The sequence below is a fragment of the Streptomyces griseoruber genome (genome assembly GCF_001514205.1).
Lineage (GTDB): Bacteria > Actinomycetota > Actinomycetes > Streptomycetales > Streptomycetaceae > Streptomyces > Streptomyces griseoruber.
The window spans coordinates 92,927-104,358 of the sequence record NZ_KQ948774.1 but is presented as its reverse complement, the minus strand read 5'-3'; the positions used below and the strand labels follow the sequence as shown (position 1 = coordinate 104,358).

9 protein-coding genes are annotated in these 11,432 nt (G+C 70.0%); 8 read left to right on the top strand and 1 reads right to left on the bottom strand.

The genetic code is table 11. From position 1 onward, the window contains the following. Positions 1–111 precede the first annotated feature (111 nt). The gene (locus AQJ64_RS48315) at positions 112–300 is read right to left on the bottom strand and encodes a hypothetical protein (protein WP_162252503.1); all 189 of its coding nucleotides are present in this window, start codon (positions 298–300) and stop codon (positions 112–114) included. A 569-nt stretch (positions 301–869) separates the two neighbouring features. Between AQJ64_RS48315 and AQJ64_RS27995 the strand changes: the two genes are divergently transcribed. The 8 genes from AQJ64_RS27995 (at position 870) to AQJ64_RS27960 (ending at position 11,424) form a co-directional block, all read left to right on the top strand. Beyond that, positions 870–4,565 (top strand): sensor histidine kinase, encoded by a 3,696-nt coding sequence (locus AQJ64_RS27995; protein ID WP_059203094.1) that lies wholly within the window; start codon positions 870–872, stop codon positions 4,563–4,565. A gap of 9 nt (positions 4,566–4,574) precedes the next feature. Continuing rightward, complete coding sequence (locus AQJ64_RS27990; protein WP_003973453.1) at positions 4,575–4,988, top strand: roadblock/LC7 domain-containing protein; 414 nt, start codon at positions 4,575–4,577, stop codon at positions 4,986–4,988. A 112-nt stretch (positions 4,989–5,100) separates the two neighbouring features. Next, positions 5,101–5,499, top strand: coding sequence for a DUF742 domain-containing protein (locus AQJ64_RS27985; RefSeq protein ID WP_055633953.1), 399 nt, complete (start codon positions 5,101–5,103; stop codon positions 5,497–5,499). Beyond that, positions 5,480–6,055, top strand: a complete 576-nt coding sequence (locus AQJ64_RS27980) for a GTP-binding protein (RefSeq protein ID WP_030793795.1) — start codon at positions 5,480–5,482, stop codon at positions 6,053–6,055. Before AQJ64_RS27985 ends, AQJ64_RS27980 begins: the two co-directional genes overlap by 20 nt. 375 nt (positions 6,056–6,430) lie before the next feature. After that, a complete protein-coding gene (locus tag AQJ64_RS27975; RefSeq protein WP_079061986.1) occupies positions 6,431–9,754 on the top strand; it encodes a sensor histidine kinase in 3,324 nt (1,107 codons plus the stop codon). Between the two features lie 10 nt (positions 9,755–9,764). Further along, positions 9,765–10,178, top strand: a complete 414-nt coding sequence (locus AQJ64_RS27970) for a roadblock/LC7 domain-containing protein (protein WP_003993185.1) — start codon at positions 9,765–9,767, stop codon at positions 10,176–10,178. 96 nt (positions 10,179–10,274) lie between these two features. Further along, entirely contained in the window at positions 10,275–10,862 is a 588-nt protein-coding gene (locus AQJ64_RS27965) for a DUF742 domain-containing protein (RefSeq protein ID WP_055633954.1), read from the top strand. Then, positions 10,843–11,424 carry a GTP-binding protein gene (locus AQJ64_RS27960; RefSeq protein WP_055633955.1) on the top strand — a complete coding sequence of 194 codons (582 nt, stop codon included), beginning with the start codon at positions 10,843–10,845 and terminating at the stop codon, positions 11,422–11,424. The genes AQJ64_RS27965 and AQJ64_RS27960 overlap by 20 nt, the downstream gene beginning before the upstream one ends. The last annotated feature ends 8 nt before the right edge of the window (positions 11,425–11,432 follow it).

The following is an 11,432-nucleotide window of genomic DNA, read 5'->3' as shown; positions in this document are numbered from 1 at the left end:
CCCGGCCGGGGACGCCCTTGACATCCGTTGCGGCCGCCTTGAGCATTCGGCGGCCGGTGCGCGTATCACTCCGCGGAGATCGTGAAGATCTCGTGGATCCCTGCGGGGGATCTACTCCGCGACGGAGGCCGCGACCGGGGCCTCCATGAGGATGGTGCGCTTGGGGTTGGCGGTCTGGGCCGGCAGGTCGACGGCGTGCTCCGGCTGGACCGGGAGCTGCAGTTCGTCGGCGCCCGCGAGGTGCGCCAGCGTCGTGCGTCGCGGGTTGGCGATCTTGTGGAACATCGTCGTCGTCTTCACTGTTGTACGTGGCCCTGTCTGCTCGTGGTGCCGGGTTGTCGGATATGCCATCCCTGTAAAGCGTCAGGCTAAACACGCGATTCCCGGGTAACTCGTGAAGGCAGCATGATCACTGTGTGAGTTTGCTCACGAATCAATGATCAAAGCGGTCAAACCATGCCGCCAATCGATCGCTCGGAAACGGACATTGACCCCCTGAAGCACCCATTCCGCTCCTGATCATGGCGACTGGGACACCTGCCGGGCCTTGGCGTTTCGCGCCCTTACGCCCGCTTTATACGGGAACCTTTTCTACGTCCCGTAACGTTCCCCTCACGCGCTGTCACGCATGTCACAGCCCGGCCAACACACCTTGTTGGAGATCCGGCACTGTGCTGGAATCTCACGGACCGCCGCTGGATCGAGCCGGCGCACCGGGGCGCGACAGCGCCGTAGTGGCGGTTGGGAGGGGGAGCCAGCGCCGGTCACTCACGACCGTTCGAGGGACGTAATTCAGGGCGTCCTTCAATACGCCGACACCGCCCTTCCGTTCATCCGGAGGGGCGCCTGGTCCAGAGGTTGCGACGCTAGTGCAGGGACGTTTCAAGAGGGATGGCAGTGCTTCGGCGGAGCCGGAGCCGCACGGCGGGACTGCCCCCAGCAATGGCAGCTCCTCGCTCCAGCACGCCCAGAACCCGGGCCCGAACCCGTCCGGCGACGGCGGTGAGCGCCCCGGGCGCCCCGGCGCCTCCGCGTCGCCGAGCCCCCTTCCCCCGACTCCGACGATCAAGCCGCCGGCCGGCCCCACCGGGCCCGGCCCCCGCGTGGCCCTGCGCAACTGGCGCATCTCCACGCGTCTCGTGGCACTGCTGACCCTCCCGGTGGTCGCGGCCACCACCCTGGGCGCGCTGCGTATCAACGAGTCCATGGACGACATCCAGCAGCTCGACAACATGCGGCTGCTGACGGACATGACCAAGCAGGCGACCGAGCTCTCCGTCGCCCTCCAGGAGGAGCGCGACCGCTCGGCCGGCCCGATGACGCACGGCACCAAGGCGACCGACTTCGGGATCAAGGGCTACCGGACCAAGACGGACCGGGCCGTGACCGCCTTCCAGGACGCCTCCGAGGAGATCAACACCGCCTCCAAGGACGGCAACCTCCAGGGCGTCCGCGACAGCCTCATCGGTCTGCTCTCCGACCTGGCGAACCTCCAGAAGATCCGCTCCACGGCGTACGCGGAGAAGGGCAACGCCTCCCAGACGGTCGACGCCTACCACCAGCTCATCACGAGCCTGCTCGACCTCTCGCAGGACATGGCCCAGGCCACCAGCAACCCGGAGATGATCCAGCGCACGCGTGCGCTGGCCGCCTTCTCCAACGCCAAGGAGTACGCCTCGGTCCAGCGCGCCGTCCTCGCGGCCGCGCTGCCGGCGAACAACACGACGTACGGCGAGCTCTCCAACAACGAGCGGCAGTACGCCGACGCCGCCTTCGACAACGAGGCCTCCGAACTCGCGAGTTTCCGCAGCATCTACGGCGACGACGGCGCCGAGGAGCTGCTGAAGCCCATCGAGCAGGGCAACCCGGTCATCGAGGAGTCCGACACCTACGCCTCGCGTGCGTTCGCCTCCGCCTCCGGTCTGACCTCGCAGGACCAGCGGTCGTACCAGGACTGGATCGACGACTCGTCGACCAAGATCCGCCAGATGAACAACATCGAGCACACGCTGCTCGAGGACATGGAACAGAAGGCCCGTGAGCTGCGCTCCGAGTCCGAGCGGGACGCCATCATCAACGGTGCCCTCATCCTGCTCGTCCTCGGTGTGTCGCTGGTCGGCGCCTTCGTCGTCGCCCGGTCCATGATCCGCTCGCTGCGCCGCCTCCAGGAGACCGCCACCAAGGTCGCCCAGGACCGTCTGCCCGAGCTGGTCAAGCAGCTGTCCGAGTCCGACCCGCAGGACGTCGACACGTCCGTGGAGTCGGTCGGTGTGCACTCCCGGGACGAGATCGGCCAGGTGGCCGCGGCCTTCGACGACGTGCACCGCGAGGCGGTCCGCCTCGCCGCCGAGCAGGCCCTTCTGCGGGGCAACGTCAACGCGATGTTCACCAACCTCTCGCGCCGCTCCCAGGGCCTCATCCAGCGTCAGCTCTCGCTCATCTCCGAACTGGAGTCCCGCGAGGCCGACCCGGACCAGCTGTCCTCGCTCTTCAAGCTCGACCACCTCGCCACCCGTATGCGCCGTAACGGTGAGAACCTCCTGGTCCTCGCGGGTGAAGAGCCCGGCCGCCGCTGGACCCGCCCGGTCCCGCTGGTCGACGTCCTGCGCGCCGCCGCCTCCGAGGTGGAGCAGTACGAGCGCATCGAACTGGCCTCCGTGCCGTCCACCGAAGTGGCCGGCCGGGTCGTCAACGACCTCGTGCACCTGCTCGCCGAGCTGCTGGAGAACGCCACCTCGTTCTCCTCGCCGCAGACCAAGGTCAAGGTCACCGGTCACGCCCTGCCCGACGGCCGGGTGCTGATCGAGATCCACGACACCGGTATCGGTCTGTCCCCCGAGGACCTCGCCGCGATCAACGAGCGGCTCGCCTCGCCGCCCACCGTGGACGTCTCGGTCTCCCGCCGCATGGGTCTCTTCGTGGTCGGTCGTCTGTCGCAGCGGCACGGCATCCGCATCCAGCTGCGCCCGTCCGACTCCGGTGGTACGACCGCGCTGGTCATGCTGCCCGTGGACGTCGCCCAAGGCGGCAAGAAGCCCCAGCCCAAGCCCGGTCAGGGCGGCTCCGCCGGCGGTCCCGCCGCCGCGCAGGCCGCCGCGGGCGCGGCCGCCGCGCGTCGCCAGGGCGGCGGCCCGCAGGGCGGTGCGCTCGGCGCCGGTGCCCCGGGCGGGGGCGGTGCCCTCGGCGCGGGTCCCGGCTCCGCTCCCGGTGCAGGCGGCCGCCTCGCCGCCGGCCAGGGTCCCCGGGCCGCGCTGCCCGGCCGCGACGGCGGTGGCCGTCCCGGCGGCCAGCCCCCGCGCGGACCGCAGTCCCCCGTCCCGCCCCAGCAGGACCGTCCGGCCCCGGCCGGTGCGGGCGCCGGCTTCGGCGGTCAGGCGCCGGGTGCGCAGCAGGGTCTGCAGAACTCCGGTGTGAACGGCCAGAACCAGGACTTCTTCGGTGGCGGGCGTCCGCCGCAGCGCAAGAACAACCCCGAGCCGCGTGGCCGTCAGCCGCAGCTCCCGCCGCGCGGCGGCCCGCGCGCCGAGCTGCCCGGCGGCAACCCGCAGCCGCGGGTGACCAGCTGGGGCGACGAGAACGCCCAGCCGCCGGTGCCGCGCACCCCGCTGGACGCCCCGCGCGGCCACGAGGAGCCGGACGTCGCGCAGACCTCGCGGATGCCGCGCATCGACGACCGCCAGGGCCCGGCCGACTTCGGCCGCGGTACGGGCGGCCTGCAGAGCACGAGCCAGTTCCCCGCCGTCGGTTCCGCCGGTCCCCAGGACACGGGCCAGTTCCAGCGCCCGGGCGGCGCCGACCGTGACGACAACGGGTTCACCCGTTCCGACGTCTTCGGCACCCCGGGCGGGCAGAACACCCCGGCGAACCCGAACCCGTTCGCTCCGCAGGCGTACGACAACGGCTCCACCGGCCAGTTCGCCGCGCCCGGCTACGACGGTTCCGGCACGGGCCAGCACGCGCTGCCCGGCCGCCAGGACATGACGTCCACGGGACAGTTCGAGCGCCCCCAGATCAACGGCACCAACGGCTACGGCTCGCCGCGGCCGCAGGTTCCGCCGCGGCCCGCCCACCGTCCCGAGCCGGAGGCCCTGCCGCCGGCCTCGGGTCCGGGCGACGGCCGCACCCCGCTGTACGACACGCTGGAGACCAACTGGTTCCACGGCGGTCCGCAGGCGGGCGGTCAGGATCAGGGTCAGGCTCCCGCGCCGCAGGCGCCGCAGCAGCAGGCTCCGGCCGCACCCCAGCGGCCCGCGGCCGGCGGCCCCTCGACCTCCTCGTGGCGTACCTCGCCGAACGACGAACTCGTCCGGCAGGCCGAGCGCGTCCGGCAGCCCGCCGCAGGCGGGGTCACCACCTCCGGTCTGCCGCGCCGGGTGCCCCGGGCGAACCTCGTCCCGGGCACCGCACAGCAGCAACAGCACCAAACCGGTCCGCAGGTCTCGCGTGCGCCTGACGACGTACGCGGACGGCTGACCAATCTTCGTCGGGGCATCGCGCAGGGTCGTCAGGCCGGCAACGGTCAGACCGGCAGTTTCCCGAGCCCCACTCACCCGCAGGAGCGTTAGTTGAGTCAGATGAGCCAGGCGGCACAGAATCTGAACTGGTTGATCACCAACTTCGTGGACAACACCCCCGGGGTGTCCCACACCGTCGTCGTGTCCGCCGACGGGCTCCTGCTCGCGATGTCCGAGGGCTTCCCGCGCGACCGTGCCGACCAGCTGGCGGCGGTCGCCTCGGGGCTCACCTCGCTCACGGCCGGTGCCTCCCGGATCTTCGAGGGCGGCAACGTGGCCCAGACGGTCGTCGAGATGGAGAGAGGGTTCCTCTTCCTCATGTCCGTCTCGGACGGCTCGTCCCTGGCCGTGCTCGCGCACCCGGAGTGCGACATCGGCCTCGTCGGCTACGAGATGGCGCTCCTTGTCGACCGCGCGGGCGCGGTCCTCACCCCAGACCTGCGCGCCGAGCTCCAGGGCAGTTTGCTCCACTGACCTGCCCCGGCACCACCCGCCTCACGAAATCACCGTCCGGCCGACACAATCCCCCCACCGGCCTCGACGGACGGCACGACTGACCGAGAATGCTGTCCCGCCCGGAGGATCCATGACCCCGCCCCCCGCCCATCATGATCCGTACGCGGAGCCGTACGGGGATGAGGGCGACCAGCCGCTGGTGCGTCCGTACGCGATGACCGGCGGCCGGACCCGGCCGCGCTACCAGCTCGCCATCGAGGCGCTGATCAGCACCACGGCCGACCCGGCAGCACTGATGGGGCTGCTCCCGGAGCACCAGCGCATCTGCCACCTGTGCCGCGAGGTGAAGTCGGTCGCCGAGGTCTCGGCGCTGCTGGCCATGCCGCTGGGTGTGGCCCGGATCCTGGTGGCGGACCTCGCCGAGGCCGGTCTGGTGGCCATCCACCAGCCGGGCGGCGACGAGAACAACGGCGGCGCTCCGGACGTGACGCTGCTCGAAAGGGTGCTCAGTGGACTTCGCAAGCTCTGACGGGGGCCGGGCCACCACTTCCGCGAAGATCGTGGTGGCGGGTGGCTTCGGCGTGGGCAAGACCACGTTCGTGGGAGCCGTCTCCGAGATCAACCCGCTGCGTACCGAGGCCGTCATGACGTCCGCGTCGGCGGGCATCGACGACCTCACCCACACCGGGGACAAGACCACCACCACGGTGGCCATGGACTTCGGACGTATCACCCTCGACCAGGACCTGATCCTGTACCTGTTCGGCACGCCCGGCCAGGACCGCTTCTGGTTCATGTGGGACGACCTGGTGCGCGGCGCGATCGGGGCGGTCGTGCTGGTGGACACCCGTCGTCTCGCCGACTGCTTCCCCGCGGTCGACTACTTCGAGAACAGCGGCCTGCCGTTCGTCGTCGCCCTCAACGGCTTCGACGGGCAGCAGCCGTACCAGCCCGAAGAGGTGCGCGAGGCGCTCCAGATCGGTCCGGACACCCCGATCATCACCACGGACGCCCGGCACCGCTCGGACGCCAAGTCGGCGCTCATCACGCTGGTCGAGCACGCGCTCATGGCGCGCTTGCGGTAACTTTCAAGTTCCCAGTGCTTCTACGGCACTTGTCGTAGACGCTTCGGAGCCGGCTGTGGCCTTTGACACGGCCGGCTCCGGTGTTCATAACGTTTCGGCAGAGGAATCGGGTGGTACCGACACGCGACGCGGTCACTTGGTCTCGCTGTGCGCACGAAGGCCCCGTCTTTTGACGGGGCTCGCTCTTTTTGACCGTTTTATGTGGGGCTTACATCACTTCGAACCGGCACTTCTCCATGTTTGGAATCGCGCAGGGCGTCGTGCTGGAATGCCTGAACTGCCCAATAGTCAATGACGTACTGATGGTCGATGGCTGACCGGGCTCTGAGACACTGCGGCACGGAAGGTGCCGACCGCCGAGAGGTTGTTGGTCGAGTGAGGCGAAGCAAGAAAAGTCCCGAGCCTGCGGCCCGGGGCAACTTCACGCCGCCGCCGCGCGGAGCGGCGCCCGCCCCTGTCCCCGGCTCGGAGCCGACGGCCGCACCCCCGAAGAGCGGTGGTCGTCTGTCCCCGCGCAACTGGCGGGTGCCGACGAGGCTGAACGCGATCCTGCTCATACCCGTGCTGGTCGGCCTGGTCATGGGCGGCTTCCAGGTGAAGGGCTCGATCGACACCTGGCAGGAGGCGCGGGACGCCGAGAAGGTCGCCAAGATCGTGGCCGCCGCCGGTGAGTACGCCCAGGCTCTCCTCAACGAGCGGGACGTCTCGGCGGAGCCGCTGCTGGAGAACAAGAAGGACTCCCCGATCGTCAAGCAGGCCCGCGCCGTCACCGATGAGAAGGCTGCCGCCTTCCACCAGGAGACCGTCGGGATGCCGGACAAGGACGGCCTCAAGCGCCGCCTGAACCTGGTGGAAGAGGCCGAGCCGACGCTGACGAAGATCCGCGCGGCCGCCTACGGCAAGGCGATGGACCCGGTGAAGACCGAGGAGGGCTACGTCGCCGTCGAGCACCTGCTCGTGGAGTTCTCCAACGAACTCGGCCTCGGCACCGGCAACATCACCGCGTACGGCCGTTCGGTGTACGCGCTCGCCCTCGGCAAGGGCGCCGAGTCGCTGCAGCGCGCGATCGGCATGCACCTGCTGGTCCGGCCCAGCCCCGACGAGAAGGTCTACCGGCAGCAGGTCACCGCCTTCACCTCGTACGCCTACCTCGAGGGCATCGCCCTGCAGGAGTACGTCTCCGGTGGCACTCCCCAGGACGAGGCGCGGCTCACCGAGGTCATGAAGGAGAAGCAGGCCGAGGGCGAGAAGGCCGCGGCCGACGCCAAGGCCAAGACGGAGGCCGCGGGCCAGACGTACACCGCGCCGCCGTCGATGACCGACATGATCACGCGAATCGGCAGCGGCCAGCTGACAACCGCCCAGCTCGCCGCCCAGGGCATCACCGCCAAGTCGTGGATGGCCGCGGCGACCCTGAAGTTCGAGGGCTACAACCAGGTCGAGACCGAGATGATCAACCGCGCGGTGGACGAAGCCGGGCAGATCGCCTCCGACGCCCAGCGCGACGCGATCATCAACGCCTCGATCGTCATCATCGCCCTGCTGGCCGCGTTCATCATCGCCTCGCTCATGGCCCGCCAGATGAGCACCTCGATGCGCCAGCTGCGCAACGCCGCCTTCGGCATCGCCGAGCAGCGGCTGCCGATGCTGGTCGACCAGCTCTCGCGTACCGACCCCGGCCGGGTGGACACCAGGGTCCAGCCCATCCCCATCAACACCAGGGACGAGATCGGCGAAGTCGCCCGCGCCTTCGACCAGGTCCACCGCGAGGCCGTCCGGCTCGCCGCCGAGCAGGCCCTGCTGCGGGGCAACATCAACGCGATCTTCACCAACCTCTCGCGCCGCAACCAGTCGCTGATCGAGGGCCAGCTGACCCTGATCACCGACCTGGAGAACAACGAGGCCGACCCGGACCAGCTGGAGAACCTCTTCCGCCTGGACCACCTCGCGACCCGCATGCGCCGCAACGGCGAGAACCTCCTCGTCCTCGCCGGCGAGGAGCCCGGCCGCCGCTGGGACCAGCCGGTCCCGCTGGTCGACGTGCTGCGCGCCGCCTCCTCCGAGGTGGAGCAGTACGAGCGCATCGAGCTGTCCGGGGTCCCGGAGGCCGAGATCCACGGCCGTGCCGTGACCGACCTCGTGCACCTGCTCGCCGAGCTGCTGGAGAACGCGACGACGTTCTCCTCCCCGCAGACCAAGGTCCGCGTCACCGCGACCCGTCTCCCCGACGGCCGCGTCATGATCGAGATCCATGACAAGGGCATCGGTCTGACCGCCGAGGACTTCGCGGACATCAACCACAAGCTGGCCAACCCGCCGACCGTGGACGCCGCGATCTCCCAGCGCATGGGCCTCTTCGTGGTCGGCCGGCTGTCCGACCGGCACGGCATCCGGGTCCAGCTGCGTCCCTCGGGCGAGCAGGCCGGCACCACCTCGCTGGTCATGCTCCCGGACGCCATCACCCACGGTGGCGGCGGCGAGCAGCCCGAGCGCGACGAGTTCACCGTCTCGCAGATCATCCCGGAGCAGCACCAGCAGCAGCAGCTCCCGGGCGAGGACTTCAACACCGGCCTGCCGATGCGCACGGCCGCCGAACTCGGCTTCGACGACAGCCGCTACGAGGTCCCCGACGACCTGCGCGACCTGGACCCGGTGGGCCGCTCGCTGATGCGCGAGGAGCGCAAGGCCGCCCTGGAGTCCCAGGCCGGTCACCCGCAGCAGACCCAGGAGATCCCCGCCTTCGCGGAGGGCTTCGACGGCACCCCGCAGCAGCCCGTGTACGACAACGGCTTCGACGCGGCCCCGACGGGCTACGACAGCAGCCAGACGGCGTTCGTGGACCAGCCGGGGGCGTACGAGGGCGCGAACGGCCAGAGCGGCCGTACGGCGTACGAGGAGCAGCAGCAGGCGCCGTACGAGGAGCAGCGGCGGCCTGCGTACGACGAGCAGTACTTCGCGCCGAGCGACGGAATGCCGCAGGGCGAGTCCTTCACCGCCCCCGGTGGGGTGCCGCAGAGCAACGGCTTCTCGCCCAACGGCGGTTACCCCGACCCGGCGTATGCGGAGCCGGCCCAGGAGGAGCGCGCACCGTCGCACGCCACCGCGGCCGACGGCTACCCGACGTACGAGGAGAAGTCCTACCAGGACGACTGGCCGCAGCAGTCCGGTTACCAGAACGGCTACCCGGACCAGTACGCTCCGGAAGCGGAATCCACGCAGGCCGCTGACGCGAGTGAGCAGGACCGCGTAGGCTTCGAGCGTCCGGGACCGGCCCCCTCCGCCGTCCACGAGCTGACCGACGCCGGGCTTCCCCGCCGCGGATCCACCGCGGCGAACGGTTCGAACGGCGCCGCACGGCCCGTGAGCACGGAAGCGCCGGCCTCCACTTCGGAGAGCAACGGCGACAGCGCCTGGCGTTCGGCGAACGACGCGCGCTGGCAGCAGGCCTCGCAGCTCCGGAAGCCCAAGGCAGGCGGGGTCACCTCGTCCGGTCTGCCGCGGCGTGTACCCAAGGCCAACCTGGTCGAGGGCACCGCCGAGAGCACCCCTCAGGGAGGCCCACAGGTCTCCCGCGCTCCGGAGGACGTCCGAGGCAGGTTGAGCAACCTGCGTCGGGGCGTCCAGCGCGGACGCAACGCAGGCAGTGAAACGAACGGCCAGGGCTTCGGTCCTGACAGCACCTACAACCAGGAGCGTTAGTGTGAGCCCGATGAGCCAGGCGGCACAGAACCTGAACTGGTTGATCACCAACTTCGTGGACAACACCCCGGGGGTGTCCCACACGGTGGTGGTCTCCGCCGACGGACTCCTTCTGGCGATGTCCGAAGGCTTCCCCCGCGACCGCGCCGACCAGCTCGCGGCCGTCGCATCCGGTCTGACGTCCCTGACCGCGGGCGCCTCCCGGATCTTCGAGGGCGGCGCCGTGAACCAGACGGTTGTGGAGATGGAACGGGGATTCCTGTTCATCATGTCCGTATCGGACGGTTCCTCGCTCGCGGTACTCGCGCACCCGGAGGCGGACATCGGCCTCATTGGGTACGAGATGGCCCTTCTGGTGGACCGTGCGGGTACGGTCCTGACGCCCGATCTTCGTGCGGAGCTCCAAGGGAGCCTTCTCAACTAACAGTCGGACGGTGCGTTTTGGCGTCCCGAGGCCGTAGGGTTTCGGGACGCGGCTCCATAGTGATGGGTGCCCGGCGCAGTCGGAGGAGGAGAGAAAGTGGCAACACCCCCAGGCGGTTCGAATACGGGTAATTGGTCGTACGGTCCTCCCCAGGGCCCGGGCGACGGTTCCCACAACCCGAACCGTTACAACTTCCCCTCCGCACCGAGCCAGCAGCGGCCGTACGCACCCCAGAGCCCTCAGGGCCCCGGGCCGTCGCCGTACGACCAGCCGCAGGCGCCGCGCATCCAGCCCGTGCAGCCGCAGCGCCGCACCCCCGAGCCGGCGCCCGCCGGGGCGTCGAACAACCCCCTGGTGCGTCCGTACGCCATGACCGGCGGCCGGACGCGCCCGCGCTACCAGCTCGCCATCGAGGCGCTGGTGCACACCACTGCGCAGCCGCACCAGATGCAGGGCCAGTTGCCCGAGCATCAGCGGATCTGCAATCTGTGCCGTGAGATCAAGTCGGTGGCCGAGATCTCGGCCCTCCTGACCATCCCTCTCGGCGTGGCCAGGATCCTCGTCGCCGACTTGGCGGAGGCGGGACTGGTCGCCATCCATCAGCCCGGCGGCGACGAGAGCGCCGGCGGCCAGCCAGACGTGACACTGCTCGAAAGGGTGCTCAGTGGACTTCGCAAGCTCTAGCGGCGGTCCTTCCCGCTCCACCACCTCGGCGAAGATCGTGGTGGCGGGTGGCTTCGGCGTGGGCAAGACCACGTTCGTCGGGGCCGTCTCGGAGATCAACCCGCTGCGTACCGAGGCCGTCATGACGTCCGCGTCGGCGGGCATCGACGATCTCACCCACACCGGGGACAAGACCACCACCACGGTGGCCATGGACTTCGGACGTATCACCCTGGACCAGGACCTGATCCTGTACCTGTTCGGCACGCCCGGCCAGGACCGCTTCTGGTTCATGTGGGACGACCTGGTGCGCGGCGCCATCGGCGCGATCGTCCTGGTGGACACCCGTCGTCTCGCCGACTGCTTCCCCGCGGTCGACTACTTCGAGAACAGCGGCCTGCCGTTCGTGATCGCCCTCAACGGCTTCGACGGCAACCAGCCGTACAACCCCGAAGAGGTCCGCGAGGCGCTCCAGATCGGCCCGGACGCCCCGATCATCACCACGGACGCCCGGCACCGCTCGGACGCCAAGTCGGCGCTCATCACGCTCGTGGAGCACGCGCTGATGGCCCGCCTGCGGTAGATCTCCGA